Source organism: Pseudanabaena sp. SR411 (assembly GCF_002251945.1).
GTDB lineage: Bacteria > Cyanobacteriota > Cyanobacteriia > Pseudanabaenales > Pseudanabaenaceae > Pseudanabaena.
On record NZ_NDHW01000097.1, the window covers coordinates 1 to 23,829 of the forward strand.

Annotated in this window: 17 protein-coding genes and 2 pseudogenes; 9 read left to right on the top strand and 10 right to left on the bottom strand. The window is 40.7% G+C overall.

Translation table 11 applies throughout. The annotated features are described in order from the left end of the window. Positions 1-78 precede the first annotated feature (78 nt). Positions 79-192, bottom strand: a pseudogene (locus B9G53_RS29000) (IS630 family transposase); the annotation flags it as partial. Between the two features lie 43 nt (positions 193-235). Next, positions 236-738: pseudogene (locus B9G53_RS09610) on the bottom strand (transposase); the annotation flags it as partial. A gap of 376 nt (positions 739-1,114) precedes the next feature. On the opposite strand from B9G53_RS09610, the gene B9G53_RS09615 reads away from it, so the two are divergent. The 3 genes from B9G53_RS09615 (at position 1,115) to B9G53_RS09625 (ending at position 5,670) form a co-directional block, all read left to right on the top strand. Next, on the top strand, positions 1,115-3,544 hold the full coding sequence (locus tag B9G53_RS09615) for a SpoIIE family protein phosphatase (protein WP_094531582.1): 2,430 nt from the start codon (positions 1,115-1,117) through the stop codon (positions 3,542-3,544). 52 nt (positions 3,545-3,596) lie between these two features. After that, the gene (locus tag B9G53_RS09620) at positions 3,597-3,974 is read left to right on the top strand and encodes an STAS domain-containing protein (RefSeq protein WP_094531584.1); all 378 of its coding nucleotides are present in this window, start codon (positions 3,597-3,599) and stop codon (positions 3,972-3,974) included. 199 nt (positions 3,975-4,173) lie between these two features. After that, positions 4,174-5,670, top strand: a complete 1,497-nt coding sequence (locus tag B9G53_RS09625) for an AAA family ATPase (protein ID WP_094531586.1) — start codon at positions 4,174-4,176, stop codon at positions 5,668-5,670. 36 nt (positions 5,671-5,706) lie between these two features. On the opposite strand, the gene B9G53_RS09630 is transcribed toward B9G53_RS09625, so the two are convergent. Beyond that, the gene (locus tag B9G53_RS09630; RefSeq protein ID WP_094531588.1) at positions 5,707-6,486 is read right to left on the bottom strand and encodes an MOSC domain-containing protein; all 780 of its coding nucleotides are present in this window, start codon (positions 6,484-6,486) and stop codon (positions 5,707-5,709) included. Positions 6,487-6,556: 70 nt separating this feature from the next. Then, the gene (locus B9G53_RS09635) at positions 6,557-7,978 is read right to left on the bottom strand and encodes a GTP-binding protein (RefSeq protein ID WP_094531590.1); all 1,422 of its coding nucleotides are present in this window, start codon (positions 7,976-7,978) and stop codon (positions 6,557-6,559) included. Between the two features lie 501 nt (positions 7,979-8,479). Between B9G53_RS09635 and B9G53_RS09640 the strand changes: the two genes are divergently transcribed. Beyond that, positions 8,480-9,292, top strand: a complete 813-nt coding sequence (locus B9G53_RS09640) for a Tic22 family protein (RefSeq protein ID WP_094531592.1) — start codon at positions 8,480-8,482, stop codon at positions 9,290-9,292. Between the two features lie 65 nt (positions 9,293-9,357). On the opposite strand, the gene B9G53_RS09645 is transcribed toward B9G53_RS09640, so the two are convergent. Further along, positions 9,358-10,893: a DUF3086 domain-containing protein gene (locus B9G53_RS09645; protein ID WP_254923609.1), complete on the bottom strand. Its 1,536-nt coding sequence runs from the start codon at positions 10,891-10,893 to the stop codon at positions 9,358-9,360. A gap of 554 nt (positions 10,894-11,447) precedes the next feature. Here B9G53_RS09645 and B9G53_RS09650 point away from each other — a divergent pair. Beyond that, positions 11,448-12,713: an EAL domain-containing protein gene (locus B9G53_RS09650; protein WP_094531594.1), complete on the top strand. Its 1,266-nt coding sequence runs from the start codon at positions 11,448-11,450 to the stop codon at positions 12,711-12,713. A 33-nt stretch (positions 12,714-12,746) separates the two neighbouring features. Here B9G53_RS09650 and B9G53_RS09655 read toward each other — a convergent pair whose 3' ends face one another. Continuing rightward, on the bottom strand, positions 12,747-14,012 hold the full coding sequence (locus B9G53_RS09655) for an aminotransferase class I/II-fold pyridoxal phosphate-dependent enzyme (protein ID WP_217901547.1): 1,266 nt from the start codon (positions 14,010-14,012) through the stop codon (positions 12,747-12,749). A gap of 224 nt (positions 14,013-14,236) precedes the next feature. On the opposite strand from B9G53_RS09655, the gene B9G53_RS09660 reads away from it, so the two are divergent. Further along, positions 14,237-14,953 (top strand): pyridoxine 5'-phosphate synthase, encoded by a 717-nt coding sequence (locus tag B9G53_RS09660; RefSeq protein ID WP_094531596.1) that lies wholly within the window; start codon positions 14,237-14,239, stop codon positions 14,951-14,953. 456 nt (positions 14,954-15,409) lie between these two features. Here B9G53_RS09660 and B9G53_RS09665 read toward each other — a convergent pair whose 3' ends face one another. The 4 genes from B9G53_RS09665 to B9G53_RS09680 form a co-directional block, all read right to left on the bottom strand. Continuing rightward, positions 15,410-18,436: a glycoside hydrolase family 38 C-terminal domain-containing protein gene (locus B9G53_RS09665; RefSeq protein ID WP_094531598.1), complete on the bottom strand. Its 3,027-nt coding sequence runs from the start codon at positions 18,434-18,436 to the stop codon at positions 15,410-15,412. Between the two features lie 68 nt (positions 18,437-18,504). Continuing rightward, entirely contained in the window at positions 18,505-19,773 is a 1,269-nt protein-coding gene (locus B9G53_RS09670; RefSeq protein ID WP_094531600.1) for an NAD(P)/FAD-dependent oxidoreductase, read from the bottom strand. A gap of 43 nt (positions 19,774-19,816) precedes the next feature. Continuing rightward, positions 19,817-20,128, bottom strand: coding sequence for a hypothetical protein (locus B9G53_RS09675; RefSeq protein WP_094531603.1), 312 nt, complete (start codon positions 20,126-20,128; stop codon positions 19,817-19,819). Positions 20,129-20,892: 764 nt separating this feature from the next. Continuing rightward, complete coding sequence (locus tag B9G53_RS09680) at positions 20,893-21,744, bottom strand: IS5 family transposase (RefSeq protein WP_094531605.1); 852 nt, start codon at positions 21,742-21,744, stop codon at positions 20,893-20,895. 18 nt (positions 21,745-21,762) lie between these two features. On the opposite strand from B9G53_RS09680, the gene B9G53_RS09685 reads away from it, so the two are divergent. The 3 genes from B9G53_RS09685 (at position 21,763) to B9G53_RS09695 (ending at position 23,792) form a co-directional block, all read left to right on the top strand. Next, positions 21,763-22,167, top strand: a complete 405-nt coding sequence (locus B9G53_RS09685; RefSeq protein ID WP_094531607.1) for a hypothetical protein — start codon at positions 21,763-21,765, stop codon at positions 22,165-22,167. A gap of 304 nt (positions 22,168-22,471) precedes the next feature. Next, entirely contained in the window at positions 22,472-23,248 is a 777-nt protein-coding gene (locus B9G53_RS09690; RefSeq protein WP_094531609.1) for an ABC transporter ATP-binding protein, read from the top strand. Between the two features lie 124 nt (positions 23,249-23,372). Beyond that, positions 23,373-23,792 (top strand): helix-turn-helix transcriptional regulator, encoded by a 420-nt coding sequence (locus tag B9G53_RS09695; RefSeq protein WP_094531611.1) that lies wholly within the window; start codon positions 23,373-23,375, stop codon positions 23,790-23,792. The last annotated feature ends 37 nt before the right edge of the window (positions 23,793-23,829 follow it).

The following is a 23,829-nucleotide window of genomic DNA, read 5'->3' on the forward strand; positions in this document are numbered from 1 at the left end:
CAATCCTAAATGGTTTGTGGAAGGACACCCCATTGGGGTGTCCTTCCACAAACCAAAAAAATCCACAAATGATATAGGACTGCTATATAAATGATAGAACTCACGAATAAAGCGCTTAGCTTGTAACCAAATATCTTCAATAGGATTTTGTTTTGGATCATTAAGGGCAAAACGTATACAAGTGATTTTCCAAGCTGACTCGAGACTGTCAAGTAGATTGAGTAAAGTCTAGAAGCTAGATGTGGAGACGATCCTCAAAGAGGATGGCAAATCGATTAAGTGCAGGTTTCCAATCACGAATGGAGCCTCGTCCATTTCTTAGAAATATTCCGCATTGCCAAATAAACCAGTTTGAAAGCAAACTCATCGGTTGGAAAAATCTGTTGAGATTTAATCACTTTCCGCAAACTGCTATTCATTGACTCAATCGCATTGGTGGTATAAATCGCCCTGCGAATCTCAGATGGAAAAACAAAGAAGGGGATAATATTCACCCAATGACTGCGCCAAGACTTGGAGATCGACGGATATTGCTTGTCCCATTTTTCAGCAAACAACTCCAGGTTAAACTCCGCTTCTGATTCCGTCGCAGCGGCATAAATAGCCTTGAGATCCGCACAAACTTGCTTGCGTTGTTGCCAAGGCACAAAGGCGACCGAGTTACGCACCATATGAACAATGCAACTGTACCTGAGTTTTGGGAAACACAGTTTCGATAGCATTGGGAAACCCTGCTATGGCGATCTGGCTATCATTGTCCACTTTCCATGAGGGAGTTGCTTTCACTACGTGGCTTTCACACCCTCACGATTTAACTGCCCAGTGCCCCTTTCTTCATCAGGTACTTGAGCAGATATAGCAACGTAAGAGATAGCTAAGACAAATCAAAACCCACAAGATGAGTGGCGGCGCGAAGCGCCGCCACTCATCTTGTGGGTTTTATGTCCTAAGCAAAACATACATTACTATAGTTTAGCAATAACCTCCCAAATATTTAGAGCGCTGTAGTCAAGGCTCGCTTATTTCCACAAATCAAACAGCGATCACTGTTGAGATATCTCTTTGCGGCGGCTAATATTGTGACTAATTGTGACTCCCCCCTTCTTTTTTCTCCATGCAAAAGCTAGTCAAATTTCAATTCAAAAGCATCACCCATCGCTTAATTTTTAGCTGCGTTGTATCCGCGATCGCCATTTATAGTATTTCTTATTGGCATGGTCGTTATCTAGTTCAAAGAAATGTTCGCTCTTGGATCATCGATTTGTCTCAGTCACGAATTGACAATGCTGCCCATCAGATTGAAGGAAGTTTACTACGGCTCGAAAAGGATGTATTTCTGCTTCGTCAAACCATTCAAGAATCTGCACAAAATTTTAGTCTTTCTCAAACTGAGATTTTACCGCAGTTGAAATTTTTATTAGCACAGCAGCCCCATATACAGGCGATCGCCCTAGTTAATATTCCCAGTAACACATCTGATATCTCAAATCGAGGATGGCAATACGATCGCCAAGGTGGATATAAAAATATTACAAGTGAAGCTACAGTTTTGTTAGATCGTTGTCAAAGAGATCGAAAAAGTTTAATTAATCCAAATACTAATCAAGCATCTACTAATCAAGCATTCTGGACAGAGCTGTATTTCTTAAATAATCACGAAAACCCTAGAATTACTTATTGTATTCCGTTAGCCAAAAAGTCTGATATTACTGCGAATAGCGCGATCGCTATTGAAATGAATTTAGATTGGCTGTCTGACTTTATGAAGCACAAATTAGCTAGTTCTGATGAAACGCATTACCTAGAATTAGGTGATCTATTTGTGACAATTGCATCGAACAAACCAGATCGACAGTGGCTAATTAAACCAAATAACCCACAGCAAATTCAAGCATGGTTGTCTCAGCAAAAGATGTTTCCTCAAAATGCATCTCCGCAAAACAAAAATTTAGATAGTATCTCCTCAAATCAACAACCAATTAATTCTCAGCCTAATTCTCTAACTGACTCTCAAGGTACTCTCATTAGCCAAACAGTAAATTCGACAGGATGGATTGTGGGAATCGGAATTCCAGTAGGTAACTTTGAGAAAGCTTCACAACAATATCTTTGGTTGATGATCTTATCCATGTCTAGGGATATGGGTTTGATATGTGTAGTAGTCGCCTTCATCTCGCAAATTACAACACGCTCTTTGCGAGATTTGAATACAAGTACCGAAGAGATGGCAAAAGGAAATCTTGATACCATTTTGCCATCTATTACCTCTGAGGATGAAGTGGGAAGACTAGCGCAATCTTTTCGACGAATGCGTGATTCTTTGCAACTTTATATCCAAGATTTGCAAGAGACGACTGCGGCTAAGCAAAAATTAGAGAGCGAACTCTCGATCGCCGCCCAAATTCAGCGCACAATGTTACCTCGAACTAATGTAGATACGAATTTACCCTACGACATCTCGGCAGTGCTAAAGCCAGCAAGGATTGTAGGCGGAGACTTGTACGACTTCTTCTTAATGGGAAGCGATCGCCTATGCTTAATTATTGGTGATGTTGCAGATAAAGGCTTTCCATCTGCGTTACAAATGGCAAGAACGATTACCTTAATTCGGACACTCACCAAAGCAAATAGCACACCTAGCCAAATTTTGAGTGCTGTCAATCAGGAGCTATGTGTGGACAATGAAGAATGTCAATTTGTCACAGTTTTTTGTGGGGTACTTGAGTTAGGTAGTGGTGACTTTACCTATACCAGTGGTGGTCATGATGCACCAATTTTAGTGCGCGATCGCCATGTTCAGCATTTAGAATTAGAAACAATGCCACCATTAGGAATATACGAAGATGCCACATTTGAAGAGCATAAATTTAAGCTTGTGGCTAATGATCTCATCTTGTTCTATACCGATGGAATTACCGAAGCAATGAATTTGGATGGCGAATTCTTTTCAGATACTAGATTAATCGAGATGATTGCTGCATATCCGCCAACCAATACTACGAGAGCAGTGCGTACAATTCAACATTTTTGTCAGCAATTTGTGGGAGATGCTCCCCAATTCGATGATATGACATTACTAGCCATGCAATATCTTCCTTCAAGTCCTTTTTTACAGGTTTCAAACGTTATGGAATGGAATTTAACCCTCAATAGCGAGTTAACTGAATTAGAGAATGTTAAACAAGCCTTAAATAAGATCTTGGATAATGCGGGACTAGCTGTAGAGCTAATCGAAAATACGCAATTGATTGTTGAGGAGATTTTAGTAAATATAATTCAATATGGATATGAAAATCGCAATGATGGACATATCGATTTACGACTCGAAATAAACAAACAGTACTTGATCATGACTTTCAAAGATGGTGGTAAGCCTTTTAATCCGCTAATCGAAGTTGCTGCACCCGATCTTGATCGAGATGATGACGAGCGATCGCTGGGAGGCTTTGGATTTTTTTTAGTACAAGAACTATCTGATCAAGTTGACTACACTTATTGTGATGGCAAAAATATCTTGACTGTTAGTCAATTAATTTCTAGCTAGTACAGCGCAAAGCACTGTAAAATACAATTAATTTGATTGCACGATAAAATCTATGGCTCTGCAAGTCCTTGTTAAAAATACTAATTCCAATACCTTATCTTTAGCTTTGGATGGACAGCTTGATTCGTTGACTGCCCCTAATTTGGATAAATCTATCCAAACTAGTTTGACTCAAAATATCAAAACTCTAATTTTCGATCTCCAAAGCCTGAGTTTTATCTCTAGCGCAGGACTACGAGTCTTTGCTAAAACTCGAAAAACATTGAAATCAAGAGAAGGTGATGTTTTTTTTATTAACATCACACCTCAGGTGAAAAAAGTGTTCGACATTGTTAAGGCGGTTCCCATTTCTGAAGTATTTGCTAATGTTGAAGAGCTAGATAAATATTTAGCTGTGATGCAATCTAATGTAGACGAAGAGAATATTTAGAAAAGCTACTTTTTCTGATTTTTATAGTTCTCTTTATAGTTCACCTAAACAGCATTGATATCTTCGTAAATTGAGGTTAAGTAACTATTTGAGAAGTTTTGATCGGTAAAAAAGATCAAAGAAATCTCCCTATTGCTATAGTTTGCTGTAGATTATAGGCTGTAGACATTCTATCGTTTTACTCACGGCTTGCTGATCAATGAATTTTGAAGCTGACTTAAATCTGACCCTCCGCGCCCGTTATCCCTTGATATACATACCTTCAGCCGAAGAGGAACGGGTCGAAGCCGTGATCACTAGTGTGGCAAAATCCCTTGGTCGTAGCGTGTTTATTTGGGATTTTGTCGATGGCTATCAGTCCAATCCTAACGATGCGGGTGCTGGGAAGCGCAATCCACTGCAAGCATTAGAATTTGTGGATAAAATCCCCAAGGGGGCAGTGTTTGTGTTGCGAGATTTCGATCGCTTCTTAGAAGATGTGGCGATCGCTCGTAAGCTCAAAAATCTTGCCCGTAAGCTCAAAAGTGAAGCGCAAAATGTCATTGTGCTTGCCTCACAGATTAGTATTCCCGATAGCCTTAGTGAATTTTTCTCGATTCTCGAATTTCCACTTCCCAATCCTAGCGAACTGAAAATAGAAATTGAACAAATCGCTAATTCGACAAACTCAGGCAATGATCTGCAATTAAATAAACAGGCGATCGATGATTTAGTTCGTGCTAGCCAAGGTTTATCGCTAGAGCGCATCAGACGAGTATTAGCCAAAGCGATCGCTGAAAATAACTGCTTGCGTCCCGAAGATGTCGAATTAATTCTTGAAGAAAAGCGTCAAAGTATTCGCCAAACGCAGATTTTAGAGTTCTATCCATCGACTACGGAAATTAGTGATATTGGTGGTTTAGATAATCTCAAGGAATGGTTGTTAAGGCGCGGTGGAGCATTTAGCGATCGCGCCCGTAAGTATGGCTTACCGCATCCTAGAGGATTGTTATTGGCAGGAATTCAGGGTACAGGGAAATCCCTCACTGCTAAGGCAATTTCTCACCATTGGCATTTGCCCCTATTACGTCTCGATGTTGGTCGTCTGTTTGCAGGACTAGTTGGTGAGAGCGAATCCCGCACAAGGCAAATGATTCAGCTAGCAGAAGCCCTTTCTCCCTGTGTATTGTGGATTGATGAGATTGACAAGGCATTTTCAGGTATGGAAGGTCGCGGCGATTCAGGAACAACCAATCGTGTTTTTGGAACTTTCTTAACATGGATGGCGGAAAAAACTTCGCCTGTATTCGTAGTAGCAACTGCGAACAATATCCGCACTTTGCCTCCTGAACTCTTGCGTAAAGGTCGATTCGATGAGGTATTCTTCGTGGGCTTGCCTAATCAAGAGGAGCGATCGCAGATTTTTGCGGTGCATCTAAACAAATACCGTCCCCACAACACTCGCGCCTACGATATTGATCGCCTCGCCTACGAAACGCCCGATTTTTCAGGTGCAGAAATCGAACAGGGGATCATCGAAGCGATGCATATCGGCTTCAGTCAAAATCGTGACTTCACCACCGATGACATCCTCGAAGCAGCTAGTCAAATTGTGCCATTGGCGCAAACAGCTCAACAGGAAATTCAGGTTTTGCAAGAATGGGCAGCTTCAGGCAAAGCAAGGCTAGCTTCCAGACAGAATGTTTTCAACAAGTAAAACAAAAGTGGCAGTGCAAAGCGCCGCCACTTTTGTTTAGATAGCTATATCTCCTATCCTCAGAATTTTGCCAGCTTCTGTTAAGGGAATCCGTGTATTCAGTGCTAGACGATAGAAATGATTGAAGCGCGATCGCTCTATGTTTGTGGATAAAGTTGCTTCTCGTTGACGAGTGAAAATCTTTTGAAATTCAGGATAAACTTGACCTGTAAAAGGATCGCGAGTAGGGACTGGGCAACGTTGACAGGGATTTGCACCAAGAAACTGAACATCGCCAATTTTAAAAGGAACCGTTTCACCAGCTTTTGCAAATAAATGATCTTCCCAAAATGGCTCTGTATCAGCTATTTCTAAATTGGTACGGAAGCGTCGGCGAATTTGCTCAAGGCTGATTTGAGAACTTGTATACCAACTTTGCACAGTTGTAAGAGTTGCCTCAGATATTACAGTTGCGCCCCATGCTTCAGGATCATCGGGAAACCCATTAATAGTATTTTGCCGAATTTCTACAGGCTGATCAAAAAATGCACTTAGCCAATCAGTAAGCGCAGTTTGATCGCGATCTAAATGGAAAGTGAATACTTCTTGTTGCTTTTGGATCTGCAAATGCACTAACCGATCGCTTAATTCGTACCTTGCTCTAATTAAATGAATTTTGGGATAGCGCTTAGCATTGATATATTTTCCGCTTTTATCAAACATGGCAAATTCGCGATCGCCTTTTAAAGCTCCACCTTCAGATATCTCGACTTCATCTAAAGCAATCGGGTCTAGCGATTTGACTGGGAAAATCAGGATTTTACTTAGCTTTGCCATAAAAATGATGAAGTGATTTTTTGATCTTAAAATCAAACTCTGAACCTAAATTATCATTAATTTTACAAATCTAGATTTTTCGGAGTCGGCGCAGGTCGATTTTGGCGCGGAGTTCATCTTTGATTCTGGCTAGGATCGAGTCTTCATCGATGGTGTCTAAGATTCGTTTAACCACGGCTTTGGGACCATCGGCTCCCCATGATGCACCATTGGCGAGATATTCCTTCGTTACTAGCCCCAGTGCATAGGTGGAGAATCCTGCCACACCTGCTTGGGCGATCGCAACTGACACATAACCACCCAAAGTTAAACCACCCGTCGCAGGCGCGGCGATACCCAGCAAACCTTTGAGCGAGCTTAAACCAAAGTTAGCTAGAAATTCACTGGCGCTGATGCCACCCATGCCGATCGCTATTTTTTGCATCAGTGAAATTGCGCCACGGTTGCTCATATTTATGCCATAAAGCTTGGATAGCGCCACGATCATCGAGACATCGATAATAGCGCTGGTAATCACATCCACTACAGTGAAGGGATTAACAGCGATCGCTACGGCTTGGGTGATGACACAATTCCAGATGATACGATTGGCTTGGCGATCGCGTACAAACATTTTGCGTTGAACGACGCGCTCCTGCACCATATCCGCAAACATCATTGTATTTAGCGCGATGAGAGATTTACCTTCGCGATCGAGTACTTCCAGAATTTTTAGCTTTAAATCTTCAATTTGGGGCTTGCTATTGACTAGCTCAGCTTCAAAGGAGCCATCGGGCTGACGGATCGCTTTTGCCACAAGGGGAGAAGCGGCAGTCATCACAATTTCATCTTCAGTTAATAGCTCTCGTACCCGCTCATCACGGATTTTGGCATAAATAGCAAGCCGATCTTCAGGTGGATATTGGTCAATTTTGTTGAAAACTAGCAGGATCGGTTTACTAGCGCCTCTGAGTTCGGAAAGGGCATCATACTCAACCTTAGTAATGTCACCCGCAACGATAAATAAAATTAAATCCGCTTGTTGGGCGATGCGTTTGGCTAATTCCGCACGACCTTCTCCATCAACTTCATCAATCCCAGGTGTATCAATTAATTCGATTCTTGCCTCACCCCGTCCCTGAAATGAAGCCTTCAGAATGGTGCGATCGCCGTTAGTTTGCATCGCCTCTCGTGAGATTTGCCACTCTGCGGCTTGCCGACTTGTCGTGACACCATGCAGAGGACCAGTCTCGAACACTTGACCACCCATGAGCGCATTGAGTACCGATGATTTACCACGTCCCACCATGCCAAATACTGCTATTTGGAGAACTTGACGCTCTAACTTATCTAGCATTTGCTGAAGTTCTTCGAGTGGCTCCTCTAGTCCACGCCGCTCTCGTTCTGACAAGTCTAGATTGGCGACAATATCTCGCAATGTGCGCTGTGCTTGGCGATAATTTAGCTCCTCAAAAATTTCATCAAAGCTAAGAAAGTTTTCGTCTTGTGGCATAACATCGCTAGGTAAGGAAGAAGTCTTAATTATTTGTAGGATTAGTTAAGTTGCACTAACGCATCCTACAAATAATTATGGTTTATACCAAAACTAAAAATGGCGCAGCCATTTTTAGTTTTGGTATAAACCTTACTGGGTCTGTTTTTTGATTCATAAAAGTGTTGTCACACTTTTGTGAATTGGTATTACGCGATCGCCAACCCATCCTACGTTTAATTTAGTGAAGTTGCGGCGTGAAGCGCCGCAACTTCACTTCTTGGTTTGAGGAACTATACTTATGATATTCGAGTCTTAGAGGGTAACAATTTCCTCACAAAACTGGTCTGAAACTGGTATAAAAAGGTTGTCTTTTTAAGTGAGATATTGTTAAAGTTGCCAGAAAGTTACTTTCAGACAATCATTACCTTTGACTTTTAGCTTTTCAAGGCTCATTCAACACAGTTGTTTTTACAGACCACATCCCAAATAAACCTAAATAGTATTGTAGCTAGGAGAAATATGTCCGTATTCAAGTCGTTGGTTAGTCTAGCAGCCACCGCAGGTGTCGCAGGGGCGATCGCTGTTAGTCCCATATTTACTCTCAAAGCTGAAGCCCTCACTGAAGCCCAAGTTTTGGAGAGATTGGGCAGTATTCCTGTTTTCACAATTACCGATGATAAAGGCTCACCTCTTTTAGGTGCAGTGCCTCAGCAACCAAATGCTAAGCCCGATGATAGCCAGCTTTTGTTTTTCTTCCTTGGACCCGACGAAGCTCAAATGATGCTCAGCCAAGTCCAAAAATCGAATCCTGAGGTTGGCAAAAAGGCTCAGATCATTGTGCGATCAATGAATGATGCCTACAAGGTGATTCGTGAAAATAAAGATAAAAAGGTCGTTTTCCAGTTTATTCCTTCTAGAGCCAGTATTGACTCAGCAAGGACCATTCTGACGGCTCAAGGCGTTGCGGCTGACAAAATCCCGAATGTGCCTGTTTTCTTTGCGATCGGTGGTCAAGCCAATAACCAAGGTTTGCTAACCATGAGCATCGATCAAAATGGCAAGAAGGAGCAAGTTGTGCCTTTCTTTCTTGATAAAACCGATCTGCAAAACCTGCTTGATCGCGCTAGTAAAGATCAACCCGATGTAGCTAAGGCGACTAAAATCCAAGTTGCTTCATTGTTCCAAGTCTTAGACTCGATGGTGTCCAAGGACAATAAACCTAACCCCGAAGTTGAACGCTTCCAGTTTGTGCCATCGCGTACTTCTTTTGAGTACATTCTCAAAAATACTAAGCAATCAGCAACACCGCAAGTAGCACCAGCTAAAAAATAAAAAAAGGGCGCATTGCGCCCTTTTGCGGGATCTCAAAAAGAGGAGCGCATCGCGCTCCTCTTTTTTTACCAGTCCCAATCAGAATCTTGATTGTTACGCCCACGATTATTTCCATAGCCAGTATCGCGAGAGTCGCGATCGCCATAGTTACGACTTGAATAGTCGCGTGAACCATAGTCACGATTATCACGTTCTTTAGGGGCGTAATCACGACCCATATCTCTGGGATTATCTCGCGGAGCCTCACGAACGTAATCGCGATTATTCGGGCTTTCGCGGCTGTTATCACGATTCATATAAGCTGAGGGAGTCGCAGGCTTAGCTTCAGGTGCGCCGCCAAAAGCAATTAAAAGTGGGAATCTTAGCAAATCCACAGCAATCAGTTCTTCAGATTCGTCAATAACTACTAAAGGGCTTAGTCCTTCTTTGACAAGGCGATCGCCTTTAGTTGCTAAAGGTTCAGGATCTTCAAACAAGGCTATACCCTTGTCAGAGCCAAAATGTTCTCTGGTCAAACCTAAACAGTCTTGAAAACCACGCCGCCATTCGCCGAGACGTTCGGGGGAAGTTGCAAGGACGAGTACCCGCAATTTTTCACCATAGACAGCTTTTAAGACAGAGATTGCTGCCGAGGTGACCAGAATATTTTGTAAGCGCGTTCCCATTGTGCGGATTGCGCCACGTCCAGACTGCTCAAAAAACCACTTAGAAACGCGATCAGCATGAACTTGCTCAAAGGTGCGTCTGAGTTTCCATGCTGGCCCGTAGTAATCGGGCAAGGTGCGATAACGATCTAAAAGCTGATCGACCCGTTGTTTATACTCTGCAAAGGTTTGCTCAGATAGTCGTAATGGTTCAGGTTCTTTAGACGGTTGCTTTTCTCTAGGTAAGATTGTTTCCGCTACAGGCTGAGCAGAGGGCGCAACAAGGTTTAATTTTTCAGCACTCGCCACCAAGTCTTGCAAACTACCAACCAGATAGTCTTTAAATCCTTGCACCCGAATCGCAATGTCTTGGGATGTACCTGCATAGGTACTAATCATTTCTTTGTCAAGGCGTTCTTTGCGCTTTTCAAGAACAGCGATCGCCGCTTGTAGTTCTTGCTTTTGATATTCGAGACGAGCAACATCAGCTTGAGCTAAGCGAATAATACCTGCCTGTAAATCGTCTAACTGGTCTTGTAAAATTTTAGACTTAGTAGTTTTAAGGTGATCTAGCTCGACCCTAAGTTCAGACTCTTCTTGCTGTAGTTGATTAATGATTGTTAATATTTCTGAGGTATCTAAACTTTCTTGGGACTGAGTTTCTGATTCACGTTCTGCACTAGTTGCTGTGATAAATACCTCAGTTTCCATGTCTTTACCTTCGATGGCAAGGTCACCGATATGCTCAGGAAACTGCTCAAAGCTTTTGTCTGATGTAGCTGTTTCTATCTGCATATTTTCATCATTAGACTCATCGATAAATTCATCGACCTCATTGACTGAGCCATTGGCTAACATCGCGATCGCTTCTGGGGACTCTCCTTGGTGAGATGGATCTAAATTTTCTTGTGAATTTTCTTGTGAATTTTCTTCTACAGACAATTGATCTGACTCCATAAAGTTCTCATCGCATCGTGCTTACCTATTTTATACTAATTTTTAATATAGCGAATAGCTGCTCCCTTTCCAGCCAGCAATTCTCATTATAAAAATCGGGTTTTTGAAAGCCCGCCAACGGCGGGCTTTCAAAAACCCGATTTTGGTGTTTCCAGCGCCGAAGGCGCTGGAAACACCAAAATCGGGTTCATAATGAGAATTGCTGCTTTCAAGCAAGTAAATTACAACGCTATGCGCTCTAGCCCAAACTAGAGAAATCCTTAAAAGCTTTGCTTAACAACACTTTCAAGGATTTATTTGTGGTTTGTTCGGTCGGGAATTGTCGTAGGGATAAATAAGCGTAAGTCCTTAATTTCTCATCAATGACTATATTTCCCCTATTAATCTACACCCATAGCAGTTTTCATTTTATCGTAGACAAAATGAAAACTGCAAACCCTTATTGTGATTGTTTTTTGTTTTGCAAATGAGTACATACTCATTTGCAAAACGCTATAACGGAAGGGGTAAATGCTATATGATTAATAATTGATTTGTTAAATCTTCTATGTCTAATGAATAAAAGTAATATTACTATTCTTGTTGTTGACGATACTCGATATAACTTGCAAATTCTATCCATCATGCTAGCGAACCAAGGCTATTCGGTTTTGGAAGCTACAAATGGAATTGATGCTATCGAGCTAGCCAAAACACGGATACCAAACTTGATTTTATTAGATATTAAGATGCCTGAAATGGATGGATATCAAGTTTGTAGTAATCTAAAAAATAATCCAATTACACAGCAAATTCCTATCGTTTTCATTAGTGCAATTGAGAATGTAGAAGAAAAAGTGGAAGCGTTTGCTATTGGTGGCATTGATTTTATTAATAAACCATTTCATTTAATTGAAGTACTAGCAAGGGTAGAAACTCATTTACGGGTAAGCTCATTACAAGCCCAACTTTTAGAACAGACTAAACTTCTAGAGATTCAAAATATTAGTTTACAAAAAGAGATTTCTACATTAACGGGATTTAATTGGGATTTATACTCAGAGGTAAAAGAATCTATTGATTGTCAAGCTTTGAGATTGTTCTATCAGCCAATTGTCAATTTTAAGACGGATTTAATCACTGGTTTTGAAGCCTTAATTCGCTGGCAACATCCACAGCGAGGTTTACTTGCTCCTATACATTTTATTGATCTTATCGAAAAAACAGATTTAATTTATCCAGTTGGTCGGTGGGTACTGAATACTGCTTGTCAACAATTACGAATTTGGCAACAATCTTTTCCTGATTACAATAATTTGACGATGAGTGTAAATGTATCCACAAAGCAAATATCAGAGCTTAATTTAGTGGAACATATTCGTGAGATTTTAAGCGACTACCAGCTAAACCCAGATTGTCTCAAGCTAGAAATAACTGAGAGTACAGTCATGGGTGATCGCGATCGCACTTTACAAATTCTCCACCAGCTAAAGGATTTAGGAATTCAGTTTTGTATTGACGACTTTGGTACAGGCTATTCATCACTGAGACGACTAACTGATTTTCCTATTGATATTCTTAAAATAGATCGCTCCTTTATTAACAATGAAGAATGGATTATTGTCAAAGCGATCGGGACATTAGCTTTTACATTGGGAAAGAGTGTCGTGGTTGAAGGTATAGAAACACCCATGCAATTAGCAATGTTAAAAACTTTATTTAACTCTTCCCTAGAGGAATGCTACGGTCAAGGATATTTATTCTCGGAGCCACTCGAACCTGACCCAGCTTCCAATCTTCTAGCAAGTAATACAACATTTAGAAGCACAATAAACAATTAGTGGTGCGTAGCTTTGCCACGCATCACTAATTGTTTATTGTGCTTTTGATAAATCATCAATTTGGAAATTTTCAAGGGCGATCGCTACATGCGTCCAATGGGTTCCACCTTGGAGAAATACCGTGTAAGGTTCACGTAAGGGGCCATCTGCGGAAAGCTCTAGGGTACTGCCATCAATGAAAGTTCCACCTGCCATGACTAGCTGACTAACATAACCAGGCATTTCCCCAGGAATCGGATCGACATAGGAATCAATTGGTGAGAAGCGTTGAAGATTGCGACAAAATTCAATTAGTTTCTTGGGATCTCCGAGTTGAATCGCTTGAATGATGTCACGACGAAGCTCAAAGGGAAGTGGCTTGACTTTGTAACCCAATTGATCGAACACATAGGCGGCGAGATGACTGCCTTTCATGGCTTCTCCAACCATTTGCGGGGCAAGAAATAGTCCTTGAAATAGCAGTCGATTGAGATCAAAAGTTGCACCACCTTCACGCCCAATCCCAGGAGCAGTGAGCCTTTGGGCTGCTAGTTCCACATATTCGGCTTTACCTGCCACATAGCCGCCTGCGGTAGCGATCGTGCCACCAGGATTTTTAATTAGAGAGCCTGCGATAATATCGGCTCCAACGGCTGTTGGCTCGCGATCGCTAATAAATTCACCATAGCAGTTATCAACAAAGCAGACGGTATTTGGATTTTGTTGTTTGACTAATTTGATAATTTTTTCAATATCTTCAATGGAAAGACTTTGCCGCCATGCATAGCCACAGGATCGCTGAATCAAGACCATACGGGTCTGGGGTTTGACTGCTTTTGCTAAAGCCTCCCAATTTACATTTCCTTCGGGCGTAAGTTCCACTTGGCGATAGGTGATACCAAAATCTTTGAGTGAACCTGCATAGGCTGTTCCTTGACTATCGGAGGTGAGAGGATAGCCAATCACTTCTTCGAGCGTGTCGTAGGGCGCACCCACAACCGATAGCAACTCATCTAAAGGGCGCAAAATCCCAAATAAACAACAGGCGATCGCATGGGTTCCTGAAACAAACTGCACGCGCACCGCAGCAGATTCTGCGCCCATTACTTGCGCGAAAACCTCATCTAAAACATCGCGTCCCATATCACCATGTCCATACCCTGACACGCTGGCAAAGTGATGCGCTCCCACACGGCGATCGCGAAAAGCTTGTAAAACCCGTTCGAGATTGTTTTTTACATGGAGATCGATTTGGGTAAAGGTCGGTGCAAGAGCGGTGATAGCTTCTGCGACCAGCAACTTCATTTTGTCAGAGGTCATTTATTTCAGATTTTTTTGTCGGCTTACGATCCTACGCGAAGATGAATGATTTTGTCTAGCAAACCTAGAAACTAAATAAAGATAGAAAATGCTGCTTTTGCTTTCTAGGCTTGAATTTGTTCTAATATCATAGGAAGTAAGGGATTGTATTCTCCCTTTGGAGGAACACAAGCTCTTACTTCACTATAGATATCAATACTTTTAAAATTTTTGAGGAAAAAACCTTGCCTACGCTCGGAGTAAATATCGACCATATTGCTACCATTCGCCAAGCTCGTCGAGGGACGGAACCCGATCCTGTGGCTGCGGCCGTAATTGCCGAGCTAGCAGGTGCTGATGGCATCACTGTACATTTGCGAGAAGACCGTCGCCATATCCAAGAGCGCGATGTACGTCTGCTGCGGCAAACTGTAAGGACTCGCCTCAATTTAGAAATGGCGGCTACTCCCGAAATGGTCGCGATCGCTCTTGATGTGAAGCCCGACTATATTACGCTCGTGCCTGAACGCCGCGAAGAAATTACAACTGAGGGCGGATTAAATGTGAAAGCGCAATGCGATCGCTTAGGTAAATTTGTCCATCAATTACAAGGTGCAGGTATCCCTGTAAGTTTATTTGTCGATGCGGAAACAGAACAAATTCAAGCTTCGGCAAGAACTGGTGCAAAATTAGTAGAGCTGCATACAGGTAAGTATGCCAATGCTAAAAATGAAGAAGAACTTCAACGTGAGTTAGGAGTATTAACCAAAGGTGGAGCGTTAGCGATCGAGCTAGGACTAAGACTTAATTCAGGACATGGGCTAACCTATTGGAATACCCGTGCAGTTGCTCAAATTGCAGGAATGGAAGAATTAAATATTGGACACAGCATCATTAGTCGGGCTGTATTAGTTGGACTAGAAAGGGCAATTCGGGAAATGAAAGCATTAATAAATCCATAAAAGATGGGGCGCAAAGCGCCTCTTCTTTTATGATTAGTAGCCCTGCACTCAAGTGCGGGCTAAAGCTCAAACCCGTTGAAACGGGTTACTTAGAACCCAGTTCGAGAGTGTACAGTAAAGTGTGTAAAGTCTGGGATATATACAGAGAGATAATCTAGACACACAATTACCAACCTCAAAACAGATGAATATTCGTAAAGAATTGCTAGATGAATTGCTGAAAGAATGTAAAACACCACCCGACTTGGGTCTGAAGTTAAACTTGCTAACTTTGGACATGTTCAATAAATAAAAGTTCCTTGCTGAATAATTTATAAAAAAGTGTTTATCTGGATTACTCTTTGTTGGGTTTGGAGGACTTTTTTAAATGCTCAAGAATTATTGTAAAAGTTAGTATTAGAGAGGATTTAGGTTACTTATCTTAGATGTAATATCTTAGCTTAAACCACCTAAACATCATCTGTTAACACAGAAAAAAGTTTTAATTTCGTATGGTTTAAATGTGACTGTAAAGTAGTTTAAATTAATCTCATTTGGTAAAATCATAGTAATTTTATTTTCCATTAAGTCACATTCCCAAATTTGATCTATTTGCAAAAGGAGATGTGAAATCTCAATATTTGTTTCAGTGGTTCTACCATAGGATTCATAAAATCGTATGATCCAACCTGACTGATCCTGAGATCGCTTAAATGCCGAAAGAATAATATTTGGGGCAGAAACTTGCAAAAAGCTTGGTTGGTTTGCTTGAATTGATGAACTTTGGAGAACAAGCGGATTATTTAATTCCTGAGCAAGTCGAACAATATTTGCTTCACGCCAATCACCTTGATGGGGAACTAAGCGATAAGTAAATTCATGCTTACCGCGATCGCTATTTGGAGTAGGCCAGTTAGGACTACGCAGCAACGTTAGACGCAGACAGTCAGGCTTAGCGTCATATCCATACTTACTATCATTGAGAATGCTTAAACCCAAACCCAAAGGATATTCTCCCGCCTTCATCGGGAGAATATCCTTTGGGTTTGGAGAAAATGCAATATCTGCCCAATATTGAGCAGGAACTTCCCATTTAGCTTTTGCTTCAGGTGTTTCACCTAGAGTACTGCGCTGGATAGTTCCCATTGGGATTTCGTAAGTTGCGTAGGTTGATTGCCAATTCACAGGGAAAGCAACTTTGACTAAGGTATATTCCTCTTGCCAATCGACCCAATTATGTACTGTGATAAATGCTTCAAAGGCAGTTAGTTGAATCTCTTGGATAAAGGTAGAACTACGGAATTTCTGGACAATGCGTAATGATATTAGTAAACTACAATTTTCAACGATCTCAATTGATTCAAGAGTTGTTGATTCAAATTTTTTGTTTTCGTAATCTGGATCAATATTCCATGCATCCCAATATTGTCCTTTGTCTTCAAAAAACAGCAATTCACTAGCTGATTGTAGGATCGATCTTTGAGATCGCTTATCAAATATTTGCGAGATCGCCCCAGTCTTGAGATCAATCTCTACTTGAAGATATTGATTTTCTAGACAGTATTTATCACTATCAGAATCAATCCTTAAAAATGCATCAGTCTCAGTGATACCAATAGATTCTAGTTCAGTAAATCCAAAACTAGGAACATTTTCTAACCAGCACAAGGAGTTATCTGGCTTTCTAATGAGTTGTGATCGCTGCCAGTTGAGAAAATTCCATGCTTGCAGATTCTCGTTTCCTGAAGCTTCATGAGGGAGAAGGCGATCGCAAATTTCCCTTACTTCCGACCAAGTGCGATCAGCATCGATAAATACTTCTGGGATCGATGTCCCTGGTAAAATATCATGAAATTGATTCAACAATAATCCTTGCCATGCTTGTTCTAATTGGGCTTGAGGATAGGGAGTTTTATTGATTAAAGAAGCGATCGCACTATATTTTTCGGCATTACCTAAAAGAACTTCCACTTGGCGATTTTGCTTCTTCTGATCGGCTTTAGTAGTAAAAGTACCGCGATGAAACTCCAGATACAATTCATCTTGCCAAACAGGTAAATCTACGGGTAGTTTTGCTTTTACATTTAAGAGGAAATCTTCTAATGTACTGGGTTGCATCTTAAAGAAGATTTGTGAATCGCCCCACTTACGACCAATGTTCAGCATATCCGCAGTTGGTCCTCCACCATGATCGCCAACTCCATATAGCCATGCGGTTTCGGGGATATTGTGTTTTTCTTCTTGGTTGGCAAGATATTTAGCGATCGCAACAGGTTCCAATCCCTGACCTATTTCATTACTAAAATAAGTAAAAATCTGACTTCCATCCACGCCTTCCCACCAAAAGATTTGATGAGGGAATTTGTTGGTATCATTCCACAAAAGCTTTTGGGTAACGAATGCCTCAAAACCACTTTTTAAAAGGATCTGTGGCATTTGCCAATGAAAGCCAAAAGTGTCAGGTAACCAAGCAATTTTGACTTCTCGATTAAATTTTTTCCGAAAATATTCCTGCCCATAGAGAATCTGCCTGATTAAAGACTCTCCACTTGGCAAATTCCCATCAGGTTCTACCCACATGCCACCGATGAGTTCCCATTTGCCATTCGCCACTGCCGTTTGAATACGAGTAAATAATTCAGGATATTCCTGCTCCATCCATTGATAGGAAACAGCCGTACTTTGATTGAAAATCAGCTCTGGATAACGCTCTTGCAAATTCAAAGCTGAAGTAAATGTACGCTGCATTGCATTTTTGGTTTCCGCGATCGCCCATAACCAAGCCACATCGATATGCGAATTACCAAGAATATAGATTTGGCGTTGTTTGAGAAATTCGCTATATTGCAAGAGTGGTTTGTGAATATTAGCTAGTTTCTCGAAAAAGCGATCGCTTGCGATCGCTTCAGATAAATCAAATAAAGCAATTAAATTCTTAGTAGCAGTTTCTAAAGGTTGTAAATCAATTTGATGCTTAGTAAAAATTGGAATATAGGTTTGGAGAATCTCTAGTTCAGTAGCAAACTGATCTGGGTCACAGGCTTGATGATGATATTCAAAAATTAGTTCTGAAAGTTGTAAAGCGCCAATATCATGCTTAGGACTATTGAGCTTGATCTCTAGAGTAAATTGATCATTAGGTTCTGCATGATCGTTTAATAAAATTCGACATTTCTGATCAAACAAATCGCCTTCTTGGACTTTGTGATGATTAACCCATATCTCACAAATATCTACCCACCAAATTAAATTTAAGCGGATTGTAGCTCCTAACGTTGATAATCCTGTATAAATCTCTGGTACTTGCCAAGTTTGTCTTAAATGAATATTTTCTTCCCTTTGCAAGAAGGATAGCATTGGTTTATTTTGCTTAGAATTTACCGTTGCTAAATCCTCCCAAACACCTTGATTGTTTTGTCTTTGCCAATTACTGAGTATTGATAAATGCGAGCGAGATTTTAATTCATTAATAACTTCAGTCAAACTTTCTACTAAATCAATCATTTTATTAACTCCTAATAGTTTAAGTTTAAATTTAAAAAGAAAAAGAAATGCTTTGTACTTTTTTTACTTTACATTGATGTAATACCTTGGGCAGCAATCCAAGCAGTGGTCCAAGCATTTTGGAAATTAAAACCACCTGTCACACCATCAATATCTAATACCTCTCCCGCAAAAAATAAACCTGAGCAAATCTTACTTTCCATTGTCTGAAAGTTAACATCTTGCAAGCGAATGCCGCCACAGGTGACAAACTCTTCTTTAAATACACCTTTACCTGCGATCGCATATTCACTAGCGGTTAATACATTCACAATTTGCTGAATTGCCTTATTAGAAATATCTGCCCAACGTTTCTCTAATTCTACTTCTGCTTTATCTAGCAAATATTCCCATAAACGTAGCGAGATATCGACAGGACAATAATTAGAGATAAACTTTTTCGGCTGATCAGTTTTCGCAGTTAAGAGAATTTGCTTCACTGCTTCTACTTTGAGCGTCGGAATCCAATTAACAGCTAATTTGGCTTGATAGTTACAATCGTGTAATTCTCGCGCCGCCCATGCCGACAACTTCAAAACGGCGGGTCCACTCAATCCCCAATGTGTAATTAACAAAGCTCCCGACTGTTCCAATTGATTGCGAGCAGATTTTTTCTTGTCAGTACTAGGATTTGCAGTTAAAAGCTTAACTGTGGAAGGATTTACGCTCACGCCTGCAAGTTCATGCAATTTAGAATCTTTGATATTAAAAGTAAAAAGGGAAGGAACAGGAGGCTCTAGTTCATGTCCGAGCGATCGCGCGATCGCATATCCTGATGGGCTGCTACCTGTAGCAAGTAATAGGCGATCGCAAACTAGATTTTCACCATTTTTAAGAATCACATCAAATTTGCTTTCTCCTTTGCCCTCTCCTAAAGGCTCAATCTTTTGCACCAAAACATTATTGCGAAGAAAAACACCAGCTTTTTTAGCCGCAAACATCAAAGCTTCCACAATCGTTTCTGAATCATCGGTCACAGGAAACATGCGACCATCAGCTTCTGTTTTCAACTTCACTCCTTCAGCGTTAAACCAACGCACTACATCCAATGGCTGAAAGCGCGAAAATGCACCCCGCAAAGCTTTGCCACCTCTAGGATAGTTCTGGACTAATTGTGAAGGTTCAAAACAGTGATGCGTAACATTGCACCTTCCTCCACCTGAAATTCGCACCTTGGCAAGCGGTTGTCGTCCTGCCTCTAATAGAGTTACTCTCGTATGTGGTACTTGCGCTGCATGAATTGCCCCAAAGAAACCTGCTGCCCCACCACCAATTACTACAACCTCTGTACTTGTCATGCTTAATTCCTAATAAGACAGACAACGCTTTGCGCCGTCTATCTCAAATTTTACCATTTCGACAAGATTGAAAAATACTTATTACTTCTTGAGGTACTTGCTTGGTTTCTCTGGCGGCTGTGTCAATTTTGAGAAAATCAGCAAAGGTATATTGCGATCGCAGTTTGTCTAAACTACAAGTACAAAACTCTTTACTATTGGTAAATCCACAACCTTTCATAAAAGTTTTGATTACCTCTTGGGGATATTCATACTTCTCTTGGTTGACGGGTTGACTCTCCTCAGCCAATGAGATCGAGATTCCACTACTGACAAGGATAAATGTACTGAGAGATAGGATTAGATGATGACGCATGTTTATTTGAATGGTAATTTCGATTACGCGCTAGGAATCTGATGTTATAACTGATGTTACGTGGAAGGGAAAAAGAGTAGAGTAACGGTAGGCTCAGAAAGAGGTTGAAAGGTATGGACAGAAAGTTCTTAGGGACAGTAAAAGGGTGTGACCAGAATTTGATGTAGATCGCCTAAAACCTTTATTTTAAAGAATTTCAGATTTTCCTAAAACTATTATCTAAATAATTTCATTAATTGCTATTCCAAATTTTAAAACCATTTATGAATGTGTAATACATTAATCAAGTAGAACATCAAATTCTGGTCACACCCAAGTAAAATAATGATTGATCCTGAAATAATTAAGGTAATCATTGAATATTAACTGATGTTACGTGGAAGGATACAGTCAGTTTTTGAAGAAGAGAGAAACTAGCCCTAATAGCATTGAAGTAGAGTTTAGCCTTGAGAGCAGAATGATTGAGTTTAGTTTTGATACGAAGCTACTCTAACTTAACAAAAGCGAAAAAGCAAGCAAAGATGTTGGAGAAAAGCGAGATTAGATTTCAAAGACTTGTGAAATTCTTCAACTTTCCATCGTTTTTGATAGATTGTGTTGATGTCAGTTGCGGTTAAGTCGAGATTACTACAAGCTAAATACAAAATCTCGGCACTGGTCAGTAAATTAGTGGTATGAGAAAATTGAGACAGAGGAAAGGAGAAAACTATGGAACGCCCCCACTGCCAGAGCCAAAAGACAATAGACCTCTTGCAGAACTGAAATTAAGACTGTGGAGAGAAAGTTTTAGAAGCAGGAAGAGAGACTTCAAAGTTATAAATGGCAGCAATCAAATTACAACGTAAACCAAAACGACGACGACGATTACGATAAGGCAAAGAAAGAATTTTAAAAATCTTCAGACGGCGATTAACATGCTCAATAGYAATGCGTTGACGAGCAAGTTGGCGATTAAACCGCTTATCTTCCTTAGATAAAGAGCTATTTTTAGGCTTTTTGATAGGAATTAGCGAGTTAGGATGCAACTTTTGTAAACCTTGATACCCCTTATCCGCCAAACCTTGTGTCTGTTCGTGAAAATGAACTCCACTGGCTTTGAATAACGAGAAATCATGCTGCTTGCYCTTACCGTAAGCAGTACAAATAATCTTGAGATTAGTCAGATCGACCACCAGTWGGGCTTTGAGAGCATGATGCTTTTTCTTACCACTATAAAAATGTTTCTGGTGATGTTTGGGACGTTCAACCTTTGTCTCAGTTACATCAATTGCAATTAGGGCTGGAGGCTGCTCCTGCCACAATGACTTTTTTCCTGCTAGCCSAAACTTCTCTGATTTAATTAAGACATTTTCTACTTTTTTGACGATGCGACAGACCGTTGATTCTGATACCTCCCAATCGTTAGCAATATGAAAATAGGTGCGATATTCACGCCAATACKGCWAAGTAACCAAGATTTGATCTTCGAGACTTAGTTTGGCTTTTACACCTCCTTTTCCTTTGCTTTGGGCTGCTTGTTGCATTAGTTCCGTCATTTGAGCAAATGTTGCTCTTTTTACTCCAAATAAACGTTTAAATTTTGTGGCTGATAGATTTTGACTGGCTTCGTATTTCATCGCTTAATTTTAGGGCTAATGCAAAAATTCGAAACCAGCAAATCTATCATATTTTTGGTTCTGCAAGAGGTCTATTGGATTCCTGAACAGTTGCGTGGCTATTGCTTGAGCGATGAAGGATTATATCAACCAATTAAGAATAGTTGCAGTGAGGTTTTGCAATTACGATTACAGCAACAAGACTATTTGCTGAGCTTTTATCGATTAGATAATAATCAAAAGTTGCTTACTCCTGATGAGTTACTCTTAGCTTCACAGGAAGCCACTCGACAGGCTGAAGAGGCTAATAGGCAAGCTGAAGAGGCTAATAGGCAAGCTGAAGAATCTGAGCAAAGGGCGCGATTAGAGAAAGCAAGAGCCGATCGCCTCGCCGAAAAGTTGCGTCAATTAGGAGTTGAATCTGCTGATCTGGAAGATTTATAGGTTTGTTGCCTCAGGAAGAGTCGGTTAATTTAGACCTTATGAGGCTGATAGTTTCTTCTGTTGAGAAAGCGTTCTGGCAAGGGACTTGAGAGAAAATAAGATGGCTTAATGTATTCATAGAGTTGCGTCAAATATGGTAGTTTTATACCAAATTAAGAAATGGCGTAGCCATTTCTTAATTTGAAAACCCTTACTGGGTTGGTTTTTTGATTCACAAAAGTGTTGTCACACTTTCGTTAATTGGTATTACTTAATGAATTTGATTTTTCTATTTACTCTGGGCTAAGTCAAAATCAAAAAATTTATGAACATAAGTCAATCAACTTTAGCTGTTCAGCAAGTAACGCGCCGATTTGGGGGCTTAGTGGCGGTGAATGAGGTGTCCTTTGATGTACAGGAAAATGAAATTTTTGGTGTGATTGGTCCCAATGGAGCAGGCAAAACAACTCTGTTTAATACAATTACAGGACTAATTGCTCCTAGTAGTGGCAAGGTTCTCTACGATGGCCAAGAAATCACTAATCGCCGTCCCCACCAAATAGCGAAATTTGGAATTGCGCGAACATTTCAGAATATCCGCTTATTTGGTGAACTCTCAGCATTAGAGAATGTGGCGATCGCTCGACATCTCAGTACTACTACAGGAATTTGGAATGGAGTTTTAGGGCTATCACCTACACATAAAGAAGAAAAGCAGACCTACGATCGCGCCCTAGAATTGTTAGAACTAGTGGGTTTAAGCGATCGCGCTGATGTCAAAGCCAAAAATTTTTCCTATGGCGATCAGCGTCGTCTGGAGATTGCTCGCGCCCTTGCCCTACAACCAAAGTTATTACTTCTCGATGAACCTGCCGCAGGGATGAATCCCAATGAAAAAGGACAACTCAGTGATTTTATCCGCAGTTTGCGCGATCGCTTTGCTCTTACGATTCTATTAATCGAGCATCATGTTCCTCTAGTTATGGGACTATGCGATCGCATTGCGGTTTTAGACTTTGGGCAATTAATCGCGATCGGCAAACCTGAAATTGTCAAAAGTGATCGGGCTGTGATTGAGGCTTATCTCGGTGACGAATGTTAATACTAAGAATGCTATAAATCACAGTACTCTAAAGGCGATCGCTATAATTGGTATAAAATCATTCAGTGATGTTAGATTAACTTCCTTTTCCAAAAAATCTAACAAAAATTGTTGATAGTAAAAGATGCCACCAAGGTTACAAGTTAAAAACGAAGATTGCTCACCGCTAGGGCTATACGTTCTTCAATATCTAGAAGAACAAGACATTAGTATGAACCATCTTGCCGAGTTGGCTGGTGTGCCACAACCAAGACTACGTGGTGCTTGCTTTAAAGGGACTTGTCCTACGCCTGAGACATTGCGGAAATTAGCCAAAATCATGGGCAAGCATCATTTAGAGCTATATACTTTGGCTTATCAAGGCAGGATTGAGCAGGTTCCTGAAGATGTGGATGATAACTTGCTGGATATTTTAATTAGGCAAATGCTGGAAACGGCGAGAGAGCTTAATTTAGCCATGCCCAAGGTTCAGCCTTCTAAAGCAAAAATTCGTAAGGCTTTAATAGAGCTAGGTTTTAGAGAAAAACGTGAGGAAATCCCCTAAAGATTTCTGTGCTACGGGCTTTGACATAAACTAAAGA

What these genes read in the sequence shown, in the direction of transcription:
- B9G53_RS09615 (WP_094531582.1), top strand. Translation starts at nt 1,115, where the DNA reads ATGCAAAAGCTAGTCAAATTTCAATTCAAAAGCATCACCCATCGCTTA.
- B9G53_RS09620 (WP_094531584.1), top strand. Translation starts at nt 3,597, where the DNA reads ATGGCTCTGCAAGTCCTTGTTAAAAATACTAATTCCAATACCTTATCT.
- B9G53_RS09625 (WP_094531586.1), top strand. Translation starts at nt 4,174, where the DNA reads ATGAATTTTGAAGCTGACTTAAATCTGACCCTCCGCGCCCGTTATCCC.
- B9G53_RS09630 (WP_094531588.1), bottom strand. Translation starts at nt 6,486, where the DNA reads ATGGCAAAGCTAAGTAAAATCCTGATTTTCCCAGTCAAATCGCTAGAC.
- B9G53_RS09635 (WP_094531590.1), bottom strand. Translation starts at nt 7,978, where the DNA reads ATGCCACAAGACGAAAACTTTCTTAGCTTTGATGAAATTTTTGAGGAG.
- B9G53_RS09640 (WP_094531592.1), top strand. Translation starts at nt 8,480, where the DNA reads ATGTCCGTATTCAAGTCGTTGGTTAGTCTAGCAGCCACCGCAGGTGTC.
- B9G53_RS09645 (WP_254923609.1), bottom strand. Translation starts at nt 10,893, where the DNA reads ATGGAGTCAGATCAATTGTCTGTAGAAGAAAATTCACAAGAAAATTCA.
- B9G53_RS09650 (WP_094531594.1), top strand. Translation starts at nt 11,448, where the DNA reads ATGAATAAAAGTAATATTACTATTCTTGTTGTTGACGATACTCGATAT.
- B9G53_RS09655 (WP_217901547.1), bottom strand. Translation starts at nt 14,012, where the DNA reads ATGACCTCTGACAAAATGAAGTTGCTGGTCGCAGAAGCTATCACCGCT.
- B9G53_RS09665 (WP_094531598.1), bottom strand. Translation starts at nt 18,436, where the DNA reads ATGATTGATTTAGTAGAAAGTTTGACTGAAGTTATTAATGAATTAAAA.
- B9G53_RS09670 (WP_094531600.1), bottom strand. Translation starts at nt 19,773, where the DNA reads ATGACAAGTACAGAGGTTGTAGTAATTGGTGGTGGGGCAGCAGGTTTC.
- B9G53_RS09675 (WP_094531603.1), bottom strand. Translation starts at nt 20,128, where the DNA reads ATGCGTCATCATCTAATCCTATCTCTCAGTACATTTATCCTTGTCAGT.
- B9G53_RS09685 (WP_094531607.1), top strand. Translation starts at nt 21,763, where the DNA reads ATGCAAAAATTCGAAACCAGCAAATCTATCATATTTTTGGTTCTGCAA.
- B9G53_RS09690 (WP_094531609.1), top strand. Translation starts at nt 22,472, where the DNA reads ATGAACATAAGTCAATCAACTTTAGCTGTTCAGCAAGTAACGCGCCGA.
- B9G53_RS09695 (WP_094531611.1), top strand. Translation starts at nt 23,373, where the DNA reads ATGCCACCAAGGTTACAAGTTAAAAACGAAGATTGCTCACCGCTAGGG.